The 20,693-nt window shown below is 68.7% G+C and carries 27 protein-coding genes; 17 read left to right on the forward strand and 10 right to left on the reverse strand.

The window, feature by feature from the left end; genetic code table 11:
• Positions 1-156 precede the first annotated feature (156 nt).
• Complete coding sequence (locus ACPCXD_RS05030) at positions 157-783, forward strand: HemK2/MTQ2 family protein methyltransferase (protein WP_145709031.1); 627 nt, start codon at positions 157-159, stop codon at positions 781-783.
• A gap of 4 nt (positions 784-787) precedes the next feature.
• Positions 788-1,042: a CDGSH iron-sulfur domain-containing protein gene (locus tag ACPCXD_RS05035; protein WP_016693683.1), complete on the forward strand. Its 255-nt coding sequence runs from the start codon at positions 788-790 to the stop codon at positions 1,040-1,042.
• A 202-nt stretch (positions 1,043-1,244) separates the two neighbouring features.
• On the opposite strand, the gene ACPCXD_RS05040 is transcribed toward ACPCXD_RS05035, so the two are convergent.
• On the reverse strand, positions 1,245-1,400 hold the full coding sequence (locus tag ACPCXD_RS05040) for a DUF6131 family protein (protein ID WP_006552398.1): 156 nt from the start codon (positions 1,398-1,400) through the stop codon (positions 1,245-1,247).
• A gap of 218 nt (positions 1,401-1,618) precedes the next feature.
• On the opposite strand from ACPCXD_RS05040, the gene ACPCXD_RS05045 reads away from it, so the two are divergent.
• The 3 genes from ACPCXD_RS05045 to ACPCXD_RS05055 all read left to right on the forward strand — a co-directional run bounded on the left by ACPCXD_RS05045 (position 1,619) and on the right by ACPCXD_RS05055 (position 3,648).
• On the forward strand, positions 1,619-2,164 hold the full coding sequence (locus tag ACPCXD_RS05045; RefSeq protein WP_016693685.1) for a Dps family protein: 546 nt from the start codon (positions 1,619-1,621) through the stop codon (positions 2,162-2,164).
• Between the two features lie 25 nt (positions 2,165-2,189).
• A complete protein-coding gene (locus ACPCXD_RS05050; RefSeq protein WP_088897037.1) occupies positions 2,190-3,296 on the forward strand; it encodes an NAD-dependent epimerase/dehydratase family protein in 1,107 nt (368 codons plus the stop codon).
• Positions 3,297-3,375: 79 nt separating this feature from the next.
• Complete coding sequence (locus ACPCXD_RS05055; protein ID WP_016693687.1) at positions 3,376-3,648, forward strand: hypothetical protein; 273 nt, start codon at positions 3,376-3,378, stop codon at positions 3,646-3,648.
• A 78-nt stretch (positions 3,649-3,726) separates the two neighbouring features.
• Here ACPCXD_RS05055 and ACPCXD_RS05060 read toward each other — a convergent pair whose 3' ends face one another.
• Positions 3,727-4,746: an iron-containing redox enzyme family protein gene (locus tag ACPCXD_RS05060; RefSeq protein WP_080597714.1), complete on the reverse strand. Its 1,020-nt coding sequence runs from the start codon at positions 4,744-4,746 to the stop codon at positions 3,727-3,729.
• A 105-nt stretch (positions 4,747-4,851) separates the two neighbouring features.
• Here ACPCXD_RS05060 and ACPCXD_RS05065 point away from each other — a divergent pair, with 105 nt between their 5' ends.
• From ACPCXD_RS05065 to ACPCXD_RS05080, 4 genes are all read left to right on the forward strand, one after another.
• Complete coding sequence (locus ACPCXD_RS05065; protein ID WP_258258872.1) at positions 4,852-5,709, forward strand: SDR family oxidoreductase; 858 nt, start codon at positions 4,852-4,854, stop codon at positions 5,707-5,709.
• Positions 5,710-5,776: 67 nt separating this feature from the next.
• A complete protein-coding gene (locus ACPCXD_RS05070; RefSeq protein WP_423658677.1) occupies positions 5,777-6,760 on the forward strand; it encodes a helix-turn-helix transcriptional regulator in 984 nt (327 codons plus the stop codon).
• Positions 6,757-7,320 carry a dihydrofolate reductase family protein gene (locus tag ACPCXD_RS05075; protein WP_088897040.1) on the forward strand — a complete coding sequence of 188 codons (564 nt, stop codon included), beginning with the start codon at positions 6,757-6,759 and terminating at the stop codon, positions 7,318-7,320. The genes ACPCXD_RS05070 and ACPCXD_RS05075 overlap by 4 nt, the downstream gene beginning before the upstream one ends.
• 63 nt (positions 7,321-7,383) lie before the next feature.
• Positions 7,384-7,605 carry a hypothetical protein gene (locus ACPCXD_RS05080; protein WP_016693692.1) on the forward strand — a complete coding sequence of 74 codons (222 nt, stop codon included), beginning with the start codon at positions 7,384-7,386 and terminating at the stop codon, positions 7,603-7,605.
• 125 nt (positions 7,606-7,730) lie between these two features.
• Here the strand turns inward: ACPCXD_RS05080 and ACPCXD_RS05085 are convergent, their stop codons facing one another.
• Genes ACPCXD_RS05085 through ACPCXD_RS05095 form a run of 3 tightly spaced genes read right to left on the reverse strand, consistent with a single transcriptional unit; the run spans position 7,731 to position 9,758 of the window.
• Positions 7,731-8,588: a polyphosphate kinase 2 family protein gene (locus ACPCXD_RS05085; RefSeq protein WP_088897041.1), complete on the reverse strand. Its 858-nt coding sequence runs from the start codon at positions 8,586-8,588 to the stop codon at positions 7,731-7,733.
• A gap of 28 nt (positions 8,589-8,616) precedes the next feature.
• Entirely contained in the window at positions 8,617-8,970 is a 354-nt protein-coding gene (locus ACPCXD_RS05090) for a DUF4873 domain-containing protein (RefSeq protein ID WP_423658680.1), read from the reverse strand.
• Positions 8,971-9,014: 44 nt separating this feature from the next.
• Positions 9,015-9,758, reverse strand: a complete 744-nt coding sequence (locus tag ACPCXD_RS05095; protein WP_423658682.1) for a TetR/AcrR family transcriptional regulator — start codon at positions 9,756-9,758, stop codon at positions 9,015-9,017.
• Between the two features lie 156 nt (positions 9,759-9,914).
• Here ACPCXD_RS05095 and ACPCXD_RS05100 point away from each other — a divergent pair, with 156 nt between their 5' ends.
• The 6 genes from ACPCXD_RS05100 (at position 9,915) to ACPCXD_RS05125 (ending at position 15,108) form a co-directional block, all read left to right on the forward strand.
• The gene (locus ACPCXD_RS05100) at positions 9,915-11,126 is read left to right on the forward strand and encodes a DUF445 domain-containing protein (protein ID WP_202399791.1); all 1,212 of its coding nucleotides are present in this window, start codon (positions 9,915-9,917) and stop codon (positions 11,124-11,126) included.
• Between the two features lie 61 nt (positions 11,127-11,187).
• A complete protein-coding gene (locus ACPCXD_RS05105) occupies positions 11,188-11,664 on the forward strand; it encodes a helix-turn-helix domain-containing protein (RefSeq protein ID WP_051033041.1) in 477 nt (158 codons plus the stop codon).
• Complete coding sequence (locus ACPCXD_RS05110; RefSeq protein WP_423658684.1) at positions 11,661-12,587, forward strand: heparin-binding hemagglutinin; 927 nt, start codon at positions 11,661-11,663, stop codon at positions 12,585-12,587. The genes ACPCXD_RS05105 and ACPCXD_RS05110 overlap by 4 nt, the downstream gene beginning before the upstream one ends.
• A gap of 64 nt (positions 12,588-12,651) precedes the next feature.
• Positions 12,652-12,942, forward strand: a complete 291-nt coding sequence (locus tag ACPCXD_RS05115; protein WP_024101750.1) for a DUF2516 family protein — start codon at positions 12,652-12,654, stop codon at positions 12,940-12,942.
• Between the two features lie 164 nt (positions 12,943-13,106).
• Entirely contained in the window at positions 13,107-14,030 is a 924-nt protein-coding gene (locus tag ACPCXD_RS05120; protein WP_088897043.1) for an AurF N-oxygenase family protein, read from the forward strand.
• Between the two features lie 40 nt (positions 14,031-14,070).
• Positions 14,071-15,108, forward strand: a complete 1,038-nt coding sequence (locus ACPCXD_RS05125) for an alpha/beta fold hydrolase (protein WP_423658687.1) — start codon at positions 14,071-14,073, stop codon at positions 15,106-15,108.
• A 66-nt stretch (positions 15,109-15,174) separates the two neighbouring features.
• Here ACPCXD_RS05125 and purU read toward each other — a convergent pair whose 3' ends face one another.
• The 3 genes from purU to ACPCXD_RS05140 all read right to left on the reverse strand — a co-directional run bounded on the left by purU (position 15,175) and on the right by ACPCXD_RS05140 (position 17,559).
• Positions 15,175-16,062 carry a formyltetrahydrofolate deformylase gene (gene purU / locus ACPCXD_RS05130; RefSeq protein WP_016693701.1) on the reverse strand — a complete coding sequence of 296 codons (888 nt, stop codon included), beginning with the start codon at positions 16,060-16,062 and terminating at the stop codon, positions 15,175-15,177.
• A gap of 76 nt (positions 16,063-16,138) precedes the next feature.
• Positions 16,139-17,029, reverse strand: a complete 891-nt coding sequence (locus ACPCXD_RS05135) for a class I SAM-dependent methyltransferase (RefSeq protein WP_088897045.1) — start codon at positions 17,027-17,029, stop codon at positions 16,139-16,141.
• Positions 17,026-17,559, reverse strand: coding sequence for a GNAT family N-acetyltransferase (locus ACPCXD_RS05140; RefSeq protein ID WP_016693703.1), 534 nt, complete (start codon positions 17,557-17,559; stop codon positions 17,026-17,028). The genes ACPCXD_RS05135 and ACPCXD_RS05140 overlap by 4 nt, the downstream gene beginning before the upstream one ends.
• A gap of 117 nt (positions 17,560-17,676) precedes the next feature.
• Between ACPCXD_RS05140 and deoC the strand changes: the two genes are divergently transcribed.
• Positions 17,677-18,342 carry a deoxyribose-phosphate aldolase gene (gene deoC, locus ACPCXD_RS05145; protein WP_423658690.1) on the forward strand — a complete coding sequence of 222 codons (666 nt, stop codon included), beginning with the start codon at positions 17,677-17,679 and terminating at the stop codon, positions 18,340-18,342.
• Between the two features lie 36 nt (positions 18,343-18,378).
• On the opposite strand, the gene ACPCXD_RS05150 is transcribed toward deoC, so the two are convergent.
• The gene (locus ACPCXD_RS05150; protein ID WP_088897047.1) at positions 18,379-19,128 is read right to left on the reverse strand and encodes an LmeA family phospholipid-binding protein; all 750 of its coding nucleotides are present in this window, start codon (positions 19,126-19,128) and stop codon (positions 18,379-18,381) included.
• 104 nt (positions 19,129-19,232) lie between these two features.
• Between ACPCXD_RS05150 and ACPCXD_RS05155 the strand changes: the two genes are divergently transcribed.
• On the forward strand, positions 19,233-19,850 hold the full coding sequence (locus tag ACPCXD_RS05155) for a type IV toxin-antitoxin system AbiEi family antitoxin domain-containing protein (RefSeq protein WP_088897048.1): 618 nt from the start codon (positions 19,233-19,235) through the stop codon (positions 19,848-19,850).
• Positions 19,851-19,861: 11 nt separating this feature from the next.
• On the opposite strand, the gene ACPCXD_RS05160 is transcribed toward ACPCXD_RS05155, so the two are convergent.
• Positions 19,862-20,692 (reverse strand): SAM-dependent methyltransferase, encoded by an 831-nt coding sequence (locus tag ACPCXD_RS05160; RefSeq protein WP_088897049.1) that lies wholly within the window; start codon positions 20,690-20,692, stop codon positions 19,862-19,864.
• Position 20,693: the final 1 nt, after the last annotated feature.

Consider the following 20,693-nt stretch of genomic DNA (forward strand, 5'->3'; position numbering starts at 1 on the left):
AGTCGTGCGGGTATCCGCCCGCGAACGGACGGATCCGGGTCTTCGGCCCGAGGTGGTGGAGATGCCGTCGAACTCGAGATACCGAGGTGGTGTGACGTGACAGCTTCCCTGACACTGGACGGATCGGATTCGCCGCGGGTATGGCGCCTTCCGGGGGTGTACCGCCCCCAGGAGGATTCGTACCTGCTCGCGAGCGCGCTTGCGGACGCAGGCGGCACGAAGGGCGCGAAGGTGCTCGACTTCTGCACGGGGACAGGCTTTCTGGCGGTGAACGCCGCCATGCTCGGTGCTTCGTCGGTGACGGCCTTCGATATCAACCCGCGAGCGGTGTTCAGCGCCCGCGTCAATGCGTGGTCGCGCCGGTTGCCGATCCGTGCCCGGCAGGGAGATCTGAACGCGGCGTTGCGGCACGGTCCGTTCGACATCGTGCTGTCGAATCCGCCGTATGTTCCGTGCGATGGGGAGAACCGCGACCCGCGCTGGGATGCCGGCGCCGACGGTCGCTGCGTTCTCGATCCGTTGTGCGACAGCCTTCCCACGCTGCTCACGCCCGGCGGATTCGCGCTGATCGTGCACTCCGAGTTCACCGGTGTGGAAGCGACGCTGTCCCGGCTGCGCGACGCGGATCTCAAGGCCTCCGTCGTTGCCCGCAGCCGTATCCCGTTCGGACCGGTCCTTCGCAGCCGCACGGATTATCTGTACTCGTCGCAGCTGGCGGAGCCGGGGGCACTGACCGAGGAAGTGGTGGTCGTCCGCGCCGACCGTCCCCGCACGAGGAGTTGAGAACGTGAGCAGGACACCGAAGATCACGCAGCTCACCGCCGACGGAGAGTGCGAGGCGCGAGTCGTGCGGCAGGTGAGGGGTGGTCCGACCCTCGTCGAGGGTCCGGTGCGGATCGTCGAGGACGACGGCGCGGAGACGGTCTCGGACCGTTTCGTGGTGGCCGTGTGCCGGTGTCACCGCAGCGCCCTGTACCCCCTCTGTGACACCAGCCATCGCGCACTCCGCACGCCGAAAGCCGCGGCGCGCACCGACACGTAGTCACCCGACGAATCTGCCGATCCGGGCCGGCCCCTGCACAGGGGCCGGCCCGGATGTCGTTCCGGGACCCGGTCCGTCCGTCCTGTCGGGACCGGTCCGTAGAGGTCCGGAAACGACGGATCCCGGGTGCAGTGAGCACCCGGGATCCGCAGTTCTACTTCGTGCCGGACGTCTCCTTCCGGCACGGACGATCGGTAGGGGGTCAGTACCAATGCGCGCGTCCGCCGATCGCCCGGCCCGTCGCGCCCAGGATCGCAAGGATCACGCCGATCACCAGGAGTATCACTCCGAGTGTGGTGAGGATCGAGATACCCGTGAAGAACCCCACCACCAACAGAATCAGACCCAGAATGATCATTGTCGCCACCTCAGATGTCATGACCGAAACCTGGAAGCCTCGGTGCCCGGCGATCGAATAACCGGGTTGGTCCGTTTCCAAACGTTTGTGACTCGCCGAATTCGGACGAAATTCTTCGCCGCAGGTCACGGGACGCCCAGCGCGTCCGGATGTTTGGATTCCACCGCGCCTCGGGTATTCGCCCTCCGACACACCCGAGAGCATTCTGGAGGAAGAATATGTCGAACTCGAGCTACACGGTTCCCGGTCTGAGCGATGCCGACGGCTCGCGCACCGCGCAGATTCTCCAGGAGCGCCTGAGTGCCTACAACGACCTGCACCTCACGCTGAAGCACATCCACTGGAACGTCGTCGGTCCGAACTTCATCGGCGTCCACGAGATGATCGACCCGCAGGTCGAGCTCGTGCGTGGATACGCGGACGAGGTCGCCGAGCGGATCGCCGCGCTCGGTGCGTCCCCCAAGGGCACGCCCGGCGCCATCGAGAAGAACCGCACGTGGGACGACTACTCGGTCGGCCGCGACACCGCGCAGGCGCATCTCGCCGCGCTGGACCTCGTCTACGACGGGATCATCACCGACAACCGCAAGGCGATCGACGAGGTCGGCAAGCTCGACCCGATCACCGAGGACGTCCTGATCGGCCAGACCGGCCAGCTGGAGAAGTTCCAGTGGTTCGTCCGCGCCCACCTCGAGAACGCTGCCGGTACTCTCCAGAACGCCGATGCGCAGACGGAGAAGGACGCAGCGGAATCGGCCCGCTGACCGGGACGCTCGGACGATACCGGCGATGCCGATGGCTTCCACATCCCGAACCGGTCTGCCACGACGCATCGTCGTCACCGGAGCGAGCGGAAATGTCGGCACGGCGCTTCTGCGCCGGCTGGCCGCTCATCCCGCACAACTCGATATCGTCGCGATCGCGCGCCGGATTCCCCCGGCGCGCGATCCGTATGCGGCGGCACGGTGGTGCGCCGTGGATCTCGCGGCTCCCGACGCCGCCGAGGTCCTGACGCCTATCTTCGCGGAGGCCGACGCCGTCGTGCACCTGGCGTGGGGATTCCAGCCCTCGCACCGTCGTGACTATCTCCGGCGGGTGGCGGTGGACGGCACCCGCGCCGTCGTGACGGCCGCCGCCGACGCCGGTGTCGGGCACGTGATCCACATGTCCTCCGCCGCGGTCTACTCCGAGGGCGCCTACGGTCGGGAGGTCGACGAATCGTGGGCGCGCGAAGGTGTACCCACCTGCGTGTACAGCGTCGACAAGGTCGCGGCGGAGAAATTCCTCGACGACTTCGAGACCGGCACGAAGGCGCCCGTCCTCACCCGTTTCCGTCCGGGATTCATCGGGCAGCTCGTCTCCGGCTCGGGTCTCGAACGCTACGTGCTGCCCGAGTTCGTGCCCGCCGGCATCACGAACCACCTGCCGCTGATCCCGATCGACCACGGGCTCACGATCCCCGCCGTACATTCCGACGATGTCGCGGACGCGCTGGTCGCAGCGCTCGAACGGCGGGTGCCCGGCCCGTTCAACCTGGGTGCACCGACACCGGTCGGGGCGCGGGACTTCGCTGCTCCGTTCGACTGCCCGACGATTCCGGTGCCGCGATGGGGTCTGTCGTCCGTCGCCGAAGCGACCTGGCGCCTACGGCTGCAACCGGTGCAGGGCGGTTGGATCGACCTCGCCTACACTTGCCCGATGCTCGACTGCAGCAGGGCCCGCGAGGAACTCGGATGGTCGCCGAAGTACGACGGACCCGAGGTGTGGTCCGAGACGGTACGCGGCATGCGCAGTGCGACGGGCACCGACAGCCCTGTCCTCTCTCCGCGCAGCGCGCGGGAACGACTCGCGGCGCTCGTCGAACGTGGGTCCATCGGCCGGCGGATCCCGCCGTAACACTTTCCCGCGCAGAATCATCCGCTCCCCTCTTGTCTCCCCGTGGTTTCGGGGAGGATCGGATGCGGTATCCACGACCATGACGAAACCATCAAATCGAGCTCACGCTTCCACCACTGCGTCCCGAGCTTCGGGTTGGGTCGGATACGCCTGCATCCTCGCAGGGATCGCCGTCGTCGCTCTCGTCCTCTACGCGGCTGGCGACGGATTCGAGGGATGGGTGCTCGTCGGGGCCATCGCTGCGCTCGTGCTCATCGTCGTCGGCGTGGTGATGTCCGCTCTCAACCTCCGTCGACGTCGCCTGCGCGGATCCGGTGGTACCCCCACACACGAACCCGGTCTCATCGACTGAGCCGGGACTCCGGCACCGACGAACGGAGCCCCGGGACACACTGTCCCGGGGCTCCGTTCGCTGTCTCGTACCCGCTCGTCAGGCCGGTGCCCCGGCCGAGGTGAGGAGCGAACTGCGCCCGGCGGCCCAGCTGCCCAGCAGGTGGCTCCCGAGCCGGCCCTCGAGGAACTCGATGGCCTGTGCACCGAACGAGATGTCCTGCGCCCGAGCCGGGTCCTGCTCGAGCATGTAACCCACCACGTCGTGCCGCAGGACGAGCTCGTGAACGGCGTCGGCCTCGATGTGCTCGGAGTAGAAGAGGACGCACGCGTCGTCGGCACCCAGACGTTCGAGGGCCTCGACCATGCGCCGGGCGCTCGGGGCGGTGGTGATCTCGGCCGCGGCGAACATCCCGACCAGCATCGGCGTATGTGCGCGGTGCAGACCACACAACGACATGAAGTTCACCGTCGCAAGGGTGACGGCGGGAACGACGTCGAGATAGCCCAGATAGTCGTCCTTCAGGCCGGCGGCGAGCAGCAGGTCGGCGAACAGCCGCGAGTGCATACGCTCGGCCCGGCCTCCGCCGTACTCGTCGAACTCGACGGCGACCAACGCCGCCTTTGCGCGGCCGGACAGTCGCGGGATCGCGAGGGCGTGCGGGTCGGCTTCCTTGAGGTGGTAGATGGAGCGATGGACGAAGAACTCGCGCATCATCTCCCACGTTCCGTTCGCGGCGAGCTCGTGGGAGACGCCCCACGAATCGTCCGGCTCACGGCACAGGTCCTCGAGGACACTCTGCGGATCGTCCGAGGCCGGGACGTCGGCGCGCAGCCGATCGAGGAAGATGCGCTCGAGTCGCGCCCGGACCCCGAGCGGTCCCGGTGCCCATTCCCATGCCGGGTCGACGCCCGCGAATCCTCGGTAGTGGAGCTCGTAGAGAACGGCCAGGGCGAGTTGGACGTCCTCGCCGTAGGCATCCGCGCCATCGGTCGCGATGTCCCACACGGCATCGTCCACCGGGCCGCCGAGTCGCTCGACGATCTCGGCGGAGACGGGGCCGCGAGGCGTGGGCAGCGGGGCGTCGTGCACATCGCACATCCGGGTCTCATGAGCCATACGGCCGGGTTACCCCCTCGGAGCCACGGAGAAACGACCTCGCGGTCCGTGTGAACTGGGGAAACGAATGGGAATATCGGCGCAGCCCGTGGGTATCCGGCGGCCATGAGCGAGGACCGCGAACGAGAACCCCACACCATCGACTATCCGGGTGAGACCGACGAGATGGCCGAGCGCCCCGCCGACGAGATGCGCAGTTACGTCGGCCGCGGGCTGCTGTCCGGCCGCAAGGCCCTGGTCACGGGCGGCGACTCCGGCATCGGACGGGCGGTCGCCGTCGCCTTCGCGAAGGAGGGTGCCGACGTCGCGATCGCGTATCTCGAGGAACACCGCGACGCCGAACACACCGCCGACCTGGTGCGACGCGAGGGCCGCACATGCCACGTGATCGCGGGCGACCTCGGCGACGCGCAGCACTGCCGGGCGGTGGTGGCCGAGACGGTCGAGCAACTCGGTGGCCTCGACATCCTCGTCAACAATGCCGGCACCCAGCAGCCCGTCGACGATTTCGCAGAGCTGAGCGAGGAGCAGTGGCGGCACACCTTCGCCGTGAACATCGACAGCTTCTTCCACGTGACGAAGGCGGCCCTCCCGCATCTGACGCCGGGCGGTTCCGTCATCAACACCGCGTCGGTCAACGGCCTGCGCGGAAACAAGACGCTCATCGACTACTCGGCGACCAAGGGCGCGGTGATCGCCCTGACCTACTCGCTCGCGCAGGCACTGCAGGACAGGCAGATCCGCGTGAACTGCGTGGCGCCCGGACCGGTGTGGACACCGTTGATCCCGGCGACCATGGACGCGGAGAAGGTCTCCGAGTTCGGGCAACAGGCACCCTTCGGCCGCGCCGCGCAGCCCGACGAGATCGCCCCGTCCTACGTCTTCTTCGCATCGGAGACGATGTCCTCGTACTACAGCGGTGAGGTGCTCGCCCCGCTCGGCGGCGAGACCATGCCGGGCTGACCGGGTGAGCCGGTAGAGAGCAAGAACGGTCGGGCGGCGGCCGGGGTCTGCGCGCGACACTGAACGCATGACCTTCGGCCGTGACCGACTCCGGGAACTGCTCGACGCCGTTCTCGACGAGAACAACGCGACCCTCGAACGGATGGCGCAGCACGCCTACGCGTCGCAGTGGCACTTCAGCCGCACCTTCGCGGTGGGCACCGGCGAGTCGCCGGTGGCGTTGCGGCGCCGGGTGATGCTCGAACGCGCCGCCTGGCAACTGCGTCACGGCAGTTCGGTCACCGATGCGGCGTTCGCCGCCGGCTACGACAGCGTCGAAGGGTTCGCCCGGGCCTTCGCCCGTGCCTACGGATATCCGCCCAGCGCGGCCGCCCGGGTGCTCGGCATCGGCCGTAGGGATCCTGGGGCGCCTGCGCCCGTCGACCCCTGGGCGCCTGCGCCCGTCGACCACTGGTTGCCCGCCCCCAACGGAGTCCACTTCCATCCGCCCACGAACCTCTGGGTCGAGGAGGACGGGCGACGGCCCACCGCGCCCGCCCACCCGGCCGCCGAGGTCCTCGCGCAGATGGTGCAGCACGACCTCGCGGACACCCGCTATCTCCTCGAGCGCGCCACCGAACTCGACGACGACGAGCGCGACCGGATCCGGTTCCCCGGCCTGGTCGTCCTCGAATGGGACGGCCCCGAGGAATCCGTCTCCCGGGTGCTCGGCAATCTGGTGCGCGCGAAGGAGATGTGGCTGGCCTCGATGGCCGGCGCCGACCATCCCGATGATGCGGGCGTCGGGATCGACTCCTTGACAGCCCGTTTCGAGGACGTCGCTCCACGCTGGGTGGAGACGATCCGTGACATCCATCGCCGTGGCGCCTGGGGCGACATACTCATCGACGCCCTGTGCGACCCTCCCGAGAGCTTCGTCCTCGGGGGAGTGGTCACCCACGTCCTCACCTTCGCCGCACACCGCCGACAACTCGCGCGGCACATGATGCGGGCGGCCGGCCTCGACGTCGATCACGGAGATCCACTCGACTGGAACAGGAGCAGCTCATGACCCGGATGATCTACTACACCGCAAGCACACTGGACGGCTTCCTCGCCACCGAGGACCATTCGCTCGACTGGCTGCTCACCCGAGAGTCGGGCGACGGCGGGCCGTTCGACTACGAGAAGTTCATCGCCGGTATCGGCGCCATCGCCATGGGATCGTCCACCTACCGCTGGGTGCTCGACCATGCAGGCGAGGACAAGTGGGAGTACGACCTGCCCTGCTGGGTGTTCACACATCGCGACGACCTGCCCGTCGCGCGGACGGGCGACGGACCCGGCGACATCCGCTTTACGCAGAAGGACGTCCGGCAGGTCTACGACGAGATGGCCGAGGCCGCGAACGGCCGCGACCTGTGGATGGTGGGCGGCGGTGATCTCGCCGGACAGTTCGCCGAGCGCGGTCTGCTCGACGAGCTCGTCGTCTCCTTCGCGCCGGTGACGATCGGTGCCGGCCGTCCGCTGCTCCCGCGGCACGTGGAGATGCGCTTGACCGAGCTCGGACAGAGCGGGGAGTTCGCCGTCGTCCGCTACGAGGTACTGAAGGACGCCACCGGCCGGTTGTGATGTGCGTCACCTGCAGGTACCGTCGGCATCGAGAGGGACACACCTCGTCCGAGGAGGCCGGTCGTGAAACTCAATCTGTTCGTAGCCTGGAGCGCCTACGCGCTCGCACTCACCTCGATCCTGATGATCGCGCTGACGATCGTCGCCGCCGGGTACGGATTCTCGGGCTGGGCGATGGTCGCGGCAGTCGCGGCAGTCGTCGCACTCGGGGCGGCATTCGGCATGATGGTCGGAACCGTGCGCCGGGACCACAGACGGCACTACGACACCCCGCACCTGTTCTGAGGGTGATACCTGACGCGAGTCGGTGAGAGCCGACTCGCGTCACTCATACGCCGTCGCGACTCTGCGAGTCGGTGACATCACGACTCTGCGAGTCGGTGACATCACGACTCTGCGAGTCGGTGACATCACGACTCTGCGAGTCGGCGCTTCTCCGTTTCGATATCGAAAGTCGGCTCCGGCCAATCGAGGTCGAGGCGTTCGAACGCGTCGATGAGCAGTTCCGTCACCGCGAGACGGCCGTACCACTTGCGGTCGCACGGCACGACGTACCAGGGCGCGTCGTCGGTGCTCGTCCGATCCAGCATGTCCTGATAGGCCTGCTGGTACTGCGGCCACAGGGCGCGCTCCGAGACATCGCTCGGGTCGTACTTCCAGTGCTTGTCACGACGCTCGAGGCGCTCGGCGAGGCGCTTCTTCTGCTCGTCCAGCGAGACGAACATCGCAACCTTCACGATGGTCGTGCCCTCGCGGACGACTTCGCTCTCGAACCTGTTGATCTCGTCGTATCGTCCGCGCCAGACGCTCTCCGGCACCAGTGATCTCACCCGCGCGACCAGCACGTCCTCGTAGTGCGACCGGTCGAAGACGCCGAGCTGACCGTTGCGAGGGAGGGCCTTCGCGATCCGCCACAGGAAGTGGTGCCGCTTCTCCTCCTCCGTCGGCACGCCGAAGGCCGTGTGGTCGACACCCTGGGGGTCGACGTGGCCCACGACGTGACGCACCATGCCGCCCTTCCCGGCGGTGTCCATGCCCTGCAGGATCAACAGCACCGAGCGGGTGCCGCCGGTCCGCCCCTCGGCGAAGAGCATCTCCTGCAGGTCGGAGAGGACGGCGCCGCGTTCGGCGAGCAGACGTTCGCCGAGTGCCTTGTCGCCGTCGAATCCCGGAGTGCCGTTCGTGTCGAGGTCGGCCACGCGCGTCTCGGGCGTCGCCCGGAGGGCTTCGACGATCGATGCGGGCCGGAAGACGTCGTCCTTCGTCATCCCGCCAGCGTGTCACACGCGGTCGTGCTCAGGTGGGATCGACACCATCGGTCTCGGCGGGCAGGGGATACGGCGGACGTGAGACGCCGTCGACCATGTGGCTGCCCCACAGATCGACCTCCGAGATACGGGCGGTCGCGGCCTCCGGGGCGTCCGGCACAGTGATCGTCACATTGGTACCGGGAGCGGGCGAGGCGTCTGCTCCGAGGGCCTCGGCGAGCCTGCGGAGCCGGCCGCGCCACACGTGCCGGCCGAGCAGGGGATCGAACCGTCCGGAGATCTCGACGTCGACGACGACCGTGCGGTCGTCCACGGTGACCTCGGCGGGACCGCGGTAGCCGGGGTCGTCCTCGTCGTGCAGGTCGTCGGCGTGGTCGCTCATGCCCGCACTATACGTGCAACTTCGAGTAACAGTAAAGGTGTCGATCAGGGAGTGGTCGACGACTCCGGCAGGAGCGGATGCGGCTGCGACTTGAAGCGCACCGGGGATCCGGCGACCCCGGCGATGCCGGTCATGCCGCCCCAGATCATCATCGTCAGGTAGTCGATGAGGTCCTCGGTGGTCATCGACTTGTTCGAGATCCACCAGTGCGTCGCGAGCTGGATGCCGCCGACGATCCCGTACGCCCACGGCACGGCGCCGCCCGAATCCATCTCGAGCAGCCGCAGCCGTTCCCCGAGGACGGTGGCGACGAGCTCGGCGATCATCCGCTCCGAATCGGCCACCACGTCGCGTCCCGCCGACGCGCTGTTGCTCATCACGTACAGATAGACCTCGGGATCGTCGGCGACGGTCTCGACGTAGGCGGTGATCGCCTCCCGGGTGAGCTCGTACTCGTCGAGATCCTCCGCGACCGCCGCGTAGATCCGGGGAGCGAGGACCGTCTCGACGTACCGCAGCATCGTCGCGGTCGTCAGGTCGCTCTTGTCGGTGAAGTAGCGGTAGAGCACCGTCTTCGACACGCCGATCTCGGCGGCGATCTCGTCCATGCCGATCTCGTGGCCGCGGGTACGGATTGCGTTGATGGTGCCGTCCACGAGCTCTTCCCGGCGGGCGATCTTGTGCTCGTGCCAGCGCCGTTTGCGGCCGTCCTGCTTCACGGGCAGGGCGGCCTCGCTCGAGGTCGGGTTCGAAGTCGTCTGCGGTCTGCTGGACACTGTGTGGCACATCCGTTCGGTTTCGATCGTCGGCTCAGTCTACGATCCGGTCTCTCGTCCTTCAGAACTCGAGGGCGATCCGTCCGCCGAGTGCCGACTTTCGGCACAATCGATCGGGTGCAGCTCCTGACGACCGACGACGAGATCAAGCGCCGAGAACTCCGCCGTATGAAGGCGGTCGCGACCGGCTTCCTCGTCGCCGCCGCGATCATCTATCTCTTCTGCCGCTGGCAGGAAACCCGCGGCGCCGGCGCGTGGGTGGGTTACGTGCGCGCGGCCTCCGAGGCCGGCATGGTCGGCGCGCTCGCCGACTGGTTCGCCGTGACCGCCCTGTTCCGGCACCCGCTGCGGATTCCCGTCCCGCACACGGCGATCATCAAGCGGAAGAAGGACCAGCTCGGCGCCAATCTGAGCTCGTTCGTCGGCAACAACTTCCTCGCGCCCGAGGTGGTGTCCGCCAAGGTCGAGTCGGCGCAGATCCCGCTGCGGGTCGGTACCTGGCTCGCAGAACCCGAGAACGCCCAGCGTGTGGCCAAGGAGACGTCGACGGTCCTGCGCGGTGTGGTCGGAATCCTGCGGGAGGACGACATCCAGCAGATCATCGACCACACCATCGTCAAGCGCATCGCCGAACCTGAATGGGGACCGCCCATCGGGCGTGTCCTCACCGAACTCCTCGCCGAGAACCGGCACCTCCCGCTCGTCGACATGCTCGCCGAACGCGCGCACCAGTGGGCGCTCGGGAGTCAGGAGACCATCGACCGCGTGATCAGCCGCGACTCGCCGTCGTGGTCGCCGAAGTTCGTCGACCTCCTGCTCGGCGAGAAGATCCACCGCGAACTCGTGGAGTTCACGTGGAAGGTGCGGTCGAATCCCGACCACGAGGTGCGCCTCGCAGTCAACAAGTTCCTCGCCGATTACGCCCGCGACCTGCAGAACGATCCCGTGACCATCGCCAAGGCGGAGAAGGTGAAGGCGGAGATCATGGGCCGCGACGAGATCACCGGTCTCGCCGCGGCGACCTGGCGGACGGCCAAGCGGATGATCCTCGACTCGGTGGACGACCCGAACAGCACCCTGCGCACGAAGATCGCCGAGAACGTCATGGCGTTCGGCATCCGGGTGCGCGAGGACGCAGAGCTGCGCACCAAGATCGACGGCTGGCTGCTCGACGCGGTGCGCTTCGTCGCGTCGAACTACGCCGACGAGATCACGTCCGTCATCCGCGAGACCGTCGAGCGCTGGGATGCCGAGGAGGCCAGTCGCAAGATCGAGCTCGCCGTGGGGCGCGACCTGCAGTTCATCCGCATCAACGGCACGGTGGTCGGTTCGCTCGCCGGACTCGCGATCTACACGGTCTCGGAGCTGCTGTTCGCGTGACAACCGTCACGTGCTAGCAGAGTGCTTGCTGTAGCTAGCACCTGTCCGTAGAGTGGTCGGTGTGTCCACGGAACCAGATCCGATCGAGGGCTCGGACACGCCGGACGACAGCGCGGGACCGGGGGATCTCGCCGCCCGGGTGGTCAACAACGCCGCCCAGGACATCGGCGCCTTCATCCGGTCGCAGCGCGAGGCTGCACAGGTCTCGCTCCGGCAGTTGTCGCAACTGGCCGGTGTCAGCAACCCGTATCTGAGCCAGATCGAACGCGGACTGCGCAAGCCGTCCGCCGAAGTTCTCGCCCAGATCGCCAAGGGGTTGCGGCTCTCGGCAGAGGTTCTCTACGTGCGAGCGGGGATCCTCGAGCATCGAGCGGAGAGCGCCGTGCGCGACGCGGTGCTCGTCGACACCGTTCTCACCGAGCGGCAGAAGCAGGTCCTGCTCGACATCTACGACTCGTTCTGCCGGGAGAACCAGCAGAACACCGGCGATGCCCGGCCCGACCATCCGACAGACTTCGACGAGGAGAAATCTTCATGACCGATCCCACCAGCATCCGTACCTCCCTCTACGCCGCGGTCGGTGCCGGCGACGCCGTCGTCCAGGCCGTCGCAGACCTCGTGGCCCAGGCGCGCCGACGTGCGGAGACCAACCGCAACGAGGTGGCCGAGCGCGTCGAGACCGCCCGCGACCGCTTCGCGACCCTGCCCGCCGATCTCGCCGAGACCGTCGAGTCCCTCCGCGAGCGCCTCGCCGAACTCCCGGCCGAGCTGCCCGAGGAGATCGCGGAGCTGCGCGAGCGTTTCAGCGCCGAGGAACTGCGCAAGGTCGCCGAGGCGTACCTGAAGGTCGCATCCGACCTCTACACCGCACTCGCCGAGCGCGGTGAGGAGACGATGGAGCGTCTGCGCTCCCAGCCGGCCCTCGAGGACGGCCTCGGTCGCGCCGAAGCCGTACTCGGCGACGCTGCCGACCTCACCGAGGAAGCACTCGGGACGGTTGCCCGTCGGACCCGCGAGGTCGGCGAGCAGGCCGCGAAGCTCGCGGGTCGCGCGGCCGGTCGCATCTCCGAGACGAGCGACGAGGTGAGCGAGGCCGTGTCCGACGCCGGCGACAAGGCCGCCGAGCGCGTCGTCGAGCTCGGTGAGCGTGCCGAGGAGACCGGCTCCGAGACCGCCGGCCGGGTCGAGTCGGCCCGCGGCGACGTCCGCGAGGCGGCCGACAAGGCTGCGGAGAAGGTCGAGTCGGTGGCCACCCCGGTCGAGCCGGTCGAGGTCACCCCCACCAAGGCTCCGGCCAAGAAGGCTCCCGCCAAGACCCCGGCGAAGGTCCCGGCCAAGACGGTTGCCAAGACGCCCGCCGCCAAGGCTCCGGCCAAGACCGCCGCGAAGACCCCGGCGAAGGCTCCGGCCAAGAAGACCCCTGCCAAGAAGGCGGCTCCGCGCAAGACCAGCGGCTCCTGACCTGCAGCGATCGGTCGGCCCTCGTGCGAACTCGCACGGGGGCCGATTCTCGTAGACTGGTGTGGTGACGAATGTCGATTCACTTGCCGGTCTGATCATCCTCGCGCTGCAGATCATTGCCATCGCCGGGGCGGGATTCGCGTTGTTCCACGTCGTGCGTCAGCCCGCCGAGGCGTTTCCGGCCGTCGACAAGCTGACCAAGCCCGTCTGGCTCGGCATCCTCGTGGCTGCGCTGCTCGTCCTCGTCGTCTTCGGCGCGGTGGGTCTGCTCGGGATCATCGCGGTCGTCGCGGTGTGCGTGTACCTCGTGGACGTCCGCCCGCGGGTCGAGGAGGTCCAGCGCCCTCGGTGGTGACCGCTTCGCGGTGATGACTGTGGGGTCCGAACTCCGCGGTGGTGATCAGGGAGGTCCGTCGTCCTCGGTGGTAGGGCGGGTGGGCCTCCCTTTCGCTTGACAAGTGTGATCCAGATAATGACACTTCGGGTAACGGATAATTTTCCGAGACGAGGTGGTCGGCGATGACGCTCCTGCGAAAGCACGACAGCCTGCCTGGTGAACATTCCACGGATCACCGGCAGGAAACCGCGCAACGCCTGCTCGATTCGTCGGCGCGGCTCTCCTACGATCCAGGGCTCGAGATCGACTGGGACGCGCCGCTCGTGGACGGCAAGTACGGCATGACCCCCGAGTGGTGCAGTCTCTACGGCACCGACCTGTGGGAACGCATGTCGGAGGACCAGCGCATCACCCTCACAAAACACGAGGCCGCGAGCATCGCCGGCACCGGGATCTGGTTCGAGATGATCCTCATGCAGATGCTCGTGCGCGATCTCTACCGGCACGATCCGGCAACCCCCTACGTGCAGTTCGGGCTCACCGAGATCGCCGACGAATGCCGGCACTCGATCATGTTCGCGCGGTCGGCGCAGCGATACGGCATCCCCTCCTACCGGCCCAAGCGCTGGATCCGCGAGACCGGCCGGCTGTTCAAGGCCGTCGCGCGCGGCGCCCTCGCCTACGGCGGCACCTTGTTCGCCGAGGAGATCCTCGACATGATGCAGCGCGACTTCGCGCGCGACGAGCGGGTGCAGCCCATCACCCGGACGGTGAGCCACGTCCACGTCGTGGAGGAGTCGCGGCACATCCGCTACGCCCGCGAGGAAACCCGCAGACGCTCGGCCCGGCTCGGTCGTCTCGAGCGGGCATGGATCCGGATCCACCTCGGGGTGAGCGCGTACTTCGTCGTCACCAGCCTCGTGAACGACCAGGTCTACGCCGCTGCCGGACTCGACGTCGCCGAAGCGAGGAAGGCCGCGCAGGAGAACAGGCACTACCACGACAAGCTCCGCCAGGGCACTCGCCGCACGGTCGAGTTCCTCGACGAAGTGGGGCTGATCGGCGGTCCGTCCACTCTGCTTCTGCGTCGCGCGCACGTCCTGTGACGTCGCGCTGCTCCACCGAACCGACAGGAGAATCCCACCCGTGAGAAAGCCGTCCCCGACCACGTCGATCGCCGCGGGCTCGATCGTCCTCGCTGCCGCGGCGACCACCGCCGTGCTCGTCCGCCGGCGTCGTCGGACGGTCGTCCGTACCGAGGACGTCGCGCCGCACGAACTGCTGCGCGAACCGGAACTCGAACCCGAGATCCTCGACGTCCGCGCCGAGGACGGTGCCCGCCTGAACGTGCTCGCCTACGGCGACGCGGACGCTCCCGTCCTGGTGTTCTGCCACGGCTGGACGTGCAATGCCGCGTACTGGACCCCGCAGATCAACGCGTTCGCGGAGAACTACCGGGTGGTGGTCTACGACCAGCGCGGGCACGGCGACAGCGAGGCCGGGGCACGGCCGCTGGGAGCCGACGTGCTCGCCGACGATCTGCAGGCGGTCCTCGACGCCGTGGTCCGGCCCGGCGCGAAGGCCGTACTCACCGGTCACAGCATGGGCGGGATGAGCATCATCGCGTGGGCCGAGAAGTACCCGGAGAACGTCGACCGCACGGTCGCGGGAGTGCTGCTCGCGAGCACCGGCACCGACCGGCTGGTCGCCGATTCGGCGATCGTGCCGCTGCCGCAACGCTTCCCGCGGGTACCGGTGCCCGTCGCAAGTCGGCTCATGGGTGCGACGGTTCCGCTGGCCGCGTCCCCGGTGACGACCCGGGCCCTGCGCTACGTCGCCCTGTCACCCGGCGCGAGCGCCGCGGAGGTGCGGTTCTGCGAGAAGATCGTCCTCGGCTGCCCGCCGCGGACACGGGGCGGCTGGGGCAGGGCCCTGAGCGCCCTCGACATCCGTGAGGGCCTGCACAACCTCACCGTGCCGACGACGGTGCTGGTCGGCACCGCCGACCGTCTCACCCCGCCCGTCCACGCCCGTCGTCTCGCCGAGGAACTCGAACGAGCGGGCAACCTCGAACGGCTGGTGGTGCTCGACGGCGTCGGCCACATGAGTTCGGTCGAAGCGATCGACCGGTTCGACGAGGAGCTCGCGCACCTCGTCGAACGAGCCGGCGTGCCCGTCGGCTGAGCCGATCGTTCACGCACGAAAACCGGTCCATCCCCTCGCGGGTGGGCCGGTTTCGGCTCCGGGGATCTACCGGAAGACGACGGTCTTGCTGTCGTGCACCAGCACCCGGTCCTCGAGGTGCCAGCGCAGACCGCGTGAGAGGACCAGCTTCTCCACGTCGCGGCCCTGCCGGACCATGTCGCTGACGCTGTCGCTGTGACTGACGCGGATGACGTCCTGCTCGATGATCGGGCCCGCGTCGAGTTCGGCGGTGACGTAGTGGCAGGTCGCGCCGATGAGCTTCACACCGCGCGTGAAGGCCTGATGGTAGGGCCGTGCGCCGATGAACGACGGCAGGAAGCTGTGGTGGATGTTGATCGCCCGGCCGGCCCAGTGCTCGCACAGCTCCTCCGGGAGCACCTGCATGAACCGGGCGAGGACCACCGCGTGCGGGTCGTGGGAGTCGACGAGCTTGCGGACCTGCTCGAAGGCCGGTCCGCGCTCGGCGGGATCCTTCGGGAACGACACGTAGTGGAAGGTGATGCCGTGCCGCTGCGCGACCGGTTCGAGATCGCGATGGTTACCGATCACGGCGCAGATCTCGGCGTCGAGTTCCCCTGCGGCGACCCGCCCGAGGATGTCGTGCAGGCAGTGCCCTTCCTTGCTCACGAGCAGCACGACGCGCTTGCGCTTGCCCGTGTCGGACAGTGTCCATTCGGTCTGCGGGCCGATGTCGGCGGCGACGCTCGCGAACTTCTCGCGCAGCTCGTCGAGGCCGAACGGGATCGACGACGCCCGGACGGCCTGGCGGGTGAAGAACCAGCCGGTGTCCTGGTCGGCGTGGTAGGCCGCCTCGACGATCGAACCGCCGACCTCCGCGAGGAAGGTCGCGATGCGGGCGACGATCCCGGTGGTGTCCGGGCAGCCCAGGGTCAGAACGTAACGTCGATCGTCGGCGGATGAGGCGAGCGTCATGCCCCGATTGTCTCAGGTGACACACGGCGTCCTACTTCCGGTCGGCTCTGCTCCCGGTAGACCCTGCCGTCGGTCGTCAGCCCGAGACCGGAGGACGTCGAACGGTGCCCGTGGCGACGAGGGTGGTCGCGTCGATCGTGTGCAGTCCGCGAGCGGTGACCTCTTCGGCGATCTGCTGCCGCACCGACGCCACCTGCCCGGAGTCGAGCCCGGCAAGCACCCCGCGCAGACCGGTGCCCGTCACCAGCGACCAGCACAACTCGTCCGTCGCCGGAAGATGATTCGACAGGGTGCGGACCTCCACGGAATCGGTTCCGGCATCCGCGATCCACGCCTCGAGGGTGTCCGGCGTGTCGATCCGGTGCAGCGGTGTGCGATCGCGCAGGGCGCCGCGTTCGCGCAGTTCGGGGGAGTGGCGCGACGCGACGTCGAACACGATCGACGAGAACTCCTCCATCGCGCCGTGTCGCCAGACCGTCACGCCGGCGCGTCCGCCCTGCCGCACGAGCGAGACCAGACGCCAGAAGGTGCGGTCCATGTCCGGGAGGAAGAACACGCCGTAGGAGATCGACAGCACGTCGTAGCCGGCGTCGGGTACGTCCGACGGCGCCTCCCACTGCGAGGCGTCCGCACAGACGAATTCGATGTTCTTCAGGCCGCGGCGTTCCGCGGTCAGGCGGCCGTGTTCGAGCATCTCGTCGGCGATGTCGACGCCGTGGACGAGACCCTCGGGTCCGACGGCTGCGGCGGCGGGAAGCGCGGACGATCCCGTTCCGCAACACACGTCGAGCACCGCCTCGCCGGGAGAGACGCCGAGCTGGAAGACCAGAGCCTGCCCGGCCGGTCCCCAGACCGTCGGGGTCAACTCGTCGAAATCACTGCTCGCCGCGTCGAAGGTGCGTGCGGTCTCGGCTGGATCGGCCCGGACATCGGAGGCGGCCCGGACATTCTCGGGATCGTCGTTCATGCCGGCTCCTCGAGAGCGTAGAACGGCTCGGCATACCGGAAGGCACCCCGCAGCTCGGGATCGTGTGCCGTGAGCGCCCGCGCCTGGAAATGGGACGTCCACTCCTCGACGTCCGGGGAGATCCCGAGTTCGGCGGCGGGCACGAAACCGAAACGGGGGTAGTAGTCGGGATGCCCGAGCAGGAGCACGAGCGACTCGTCCAGAGCGTCCGCCGCTCCGAGCACGGCGTGCATGAGAGCGCCGCCCACACCGGAGCGCTGCGAATCGGGACGGACACCGAGCGGACCGAGGCCCAGGGCAGGAGTGCTGCCGACATGACCGCGAGTGGCGACGACGTGACCGACGATCGTGCCCGAGGCGTCCTCGGCCACGAGCGACAACGGGGGCAGCCACGCGTCGCTCGCCCGCAACGACGCGACGAGACCGGGTTCGACCGGCTCGCAGCCCTCCGGGGCGAACGGCGCGAAGGCAGCGCGGTGCACGTCGGCGACAGCAGGGACGTCGGCGGGGAGTTCTCGGCGGATCAGCACGCGATCATTGTGGGTGGCGGAGGGGACCGCGCGCGAGCGGATTACCGAAGCCGCGATGCGGTGCCGGACGATATGCGGTGCCGGACGGTCGGGCCCGCCGTGTGGGAAGCTGCAGTCATGTCCGGAACCCCGTTGACCCGCACGCAGGTCGCGTCGATGATCGACCACACCCTCCTCAAACCCGAAGCGTCCTCACAGGACGTGCGGGCCCTCGTCGACGAAGCCGTCGAGCTCGGCGTGTATGCGGTGTGCGTGTCGCCGTCGATGCTGCCCCTGCGGGCCGAGGGGGTCACGGTCGCGACGGTCGTCGGTTTCCCGTCGGGCAAGCACCATTCGCTCATCAAGGGCGCCGAGGCGCGACTCGCCGTCGACGAGGGTGCACGCGAGATCGACATGGTGATCGACGTGGGCGCAGCGGTGGCCGGGGACTACAACGCCGTCCTCGCCGACATCCTCACCGTGCGCGAAGCGATCGGGTTCGACCCGGCCCTCAAGGTCATCATCGAATCCGCCGTGCTCTCCGACGAGGCGATCGTCGAGGTGTGCCGCGCCGCGGAGAAGGCCGGGGCGAACTTCGTGAAGACCTCCACCGGCTTCCATCCCGCGGGCGGCGCCACCACCCACGCGGTCGCGCTCATGGCGGAGACGGTGGGCGGCCGGCTCGGCGTCAAGGCGAGCGGCGGAATCCGCACCGCCGAGGACGCGATCGCGATGATCGACGCCGGGGCCACGCGCCTCGGGTTGTCCGGCAGTCGCGCGGTCCTCGACGGTCTGCAGAGCTGAGCAGCTCTCGACGGTCTGCCGGACCGGCCTCCTCGGTCACGACAGGAGGCCGCAGCTGCCCTCCTGCTGTTGCTGTTGTCCCTGCGGGGCCTCCGGCAGCACGAAGCGGCCACCCTCGAGGCGGAGATCGATACCGGCGTCGGTGACGTTCACCTCGGTGGCCTGCATCCCCAGCGGGTACTGCTGCAGACCCGAGGTCAGGATCTCCACGACGCCGTCGACGAGGGCCGTCGGGAGCCCGATGCCGAGGATCGTCGCGTCCGTCGTCTCGACCGTCACCACGCCGCCGTTCACCACCGGTCGCGCGGTGAACTCCGCAAGACCCTGACCGCCGACCGTGAACGTCAGGGTGCCCGCGTTCTCGTCGGCCGTGACGTCGGTGACGAGGCCACCGACCGGCTGGCTCTGCACGGTCGCGAGGATCCCGGAGGTCGGCCACGACACGTCGGCACTCGAGCTGCCGATGGTGCCGGCGCCCTCGGCGGAGTCGCGCAGGTCGACATCGTTTACCTCGGCGTGCACCTGCATCTGCTGGGCCGGACCGAAGGCGGTGTCGTCGCTGTCGAGGGCGACCGAGGGAACCTGCCGGTCGAGCAGCTGCAGCAGCACCGGCTTCCAGCTCAGGTCGACGTCGACTCCCGTGCCGAGCTCGCTCTCGAAGGACTGGGCGAGGCAGGTCGTCGCGCGGTTGCGGACGTACACCTCCGCGCCCACCAGGACTGCGACCAGCGCCGCGACGAGAACGACGGCGATCGTGACGGTGCGGTTGCGCTTCCGTTGCGTCATGGTCGCCGATTCTTCCGGAAGACACTGAGGATCGACTGAGCACACGGCCGCCGGATGAGGAAAATATGTGAGGTGTACCACATTCGTCGGCTACGCTGGGCGCCATGACAGGGTGGACGGATTCAGGTTACGACGCAACCGGGCGGGCCGATGCCGACGACTCGCTGCGGCGCCTCGCCGCCACGCAAGCCGGGTTCTTCACCGCACGCCAGGCCGTCGGTCACGGAATAGCAGCTCACGACTTCGCGGAACGCATCGAGGCGGGACTGTGGATCCGCGTCGAGACCGAACTGTTCCGCCTCAGCGACAGCCCACGGACGAAGTTCGACGAGTTCGCCCAGTGGTGCACCTGGTACGAGGGGGAAGCGGTCGTCTCGCACCAGAGTGCCGCCGACCTGCACGGCATGGGCCACCTCCAGCCGCGCTTCGTGCACCTGTCCACCCCCGACCAGCGCACCGTGCCGAGCAACCGGCTCGCACTGCACCACCGGACGCTGGCGGAGGAGGACTGCGAGGTCGTCGGGGCCTTCCGGATCACCACTCCCGCCCGCACCGCGGTCGACCTCGCGGCCGGTGGCGTGTCCCAGGAAGTGCTCGACGAACTCGTCGGCGACGCGATCGCGCTCGGCCGGGTCGACTCCGACCAGCTGCACGCCGCGGTGGCGAACCAGCCGGCCGCGGTGGCCGACCGGATCGAGCTCGCGCTCCTCGCCGCGGGCTGACCGACGGGGTCTCAGACCGCGACGAGCGCAGTTCCTCGGCCGACTCGCTCGGATGCGACAGGTGCGCCGGTGGGCGCGACCGCGTCCCACGGCACCGTCAGCACGCAGTCGCGCAGACGGCGGCGGGGCGGGGACACCGGGAAGCCCTGATCCCGCAGCAGCTCGAGCGTCGCCTTCCACCGGATCCGCGGCCCGAACGCCGCGTGCGGAGCGCTCGTCGCCCACGCCCGGTCGGCCGCGCGGAGCAGCGCGTGGATCGGCTCACCCGGGACGTTCCGGTGGATCAGCGCCTTCGGCAGCCGTTCGGCGACGTCGGACGGTCTCTCCACGTGGAACGGGCTCCACGCCAGGGTCAGCGAACGGGGACCGTGCTCGTCGAGGAGCACCCAGGCGCAGCGCCTGCCCAGCTCGTCGCACGTGCCGTCGATGAGCAGGCCGCCGGGAGCGAGGCCGGAACGCAGGCGCGCCCACGCCGGTTCGACGGCTTCCTCCGGATACTGCCGGAGCACGTTGAAGGCCCGGACCAGGGTCGGGCGCAGGCCCGCGAGCTCGAAACCGCCCCGGGCGAACTCGACACCGTCGCGGCCCGGGACCACACGGTCCGGATCGATCTCGAGACCGACCACACGCAGATCGCTGCGGACCCGACGCAGCCGCGCGGCGAGTTCGAGGGTCGTCACCGGCATGGCGCCGTAACCCAGATCGACCACCAGCGGGTCGGTGGCGTGCGTCAACGCCCTCGTGATGTGGGGATCGTGCATCGCCCAGCGGTCGCTGCGGCGCAGCCTGTTGATGCCGGTGGTGCCGCGCGTGACGACACCGACGGGTCCTCGATTCCGCACG

Source organism: Rhodococcus sp. AB351 (assembly GCF_049538275.1).
Classification (GTDB): Bacteria; Actinomycetota; Actinomycetes; order Mycobacteriales; family Mycobacteriaceae; genus Rhodococcus.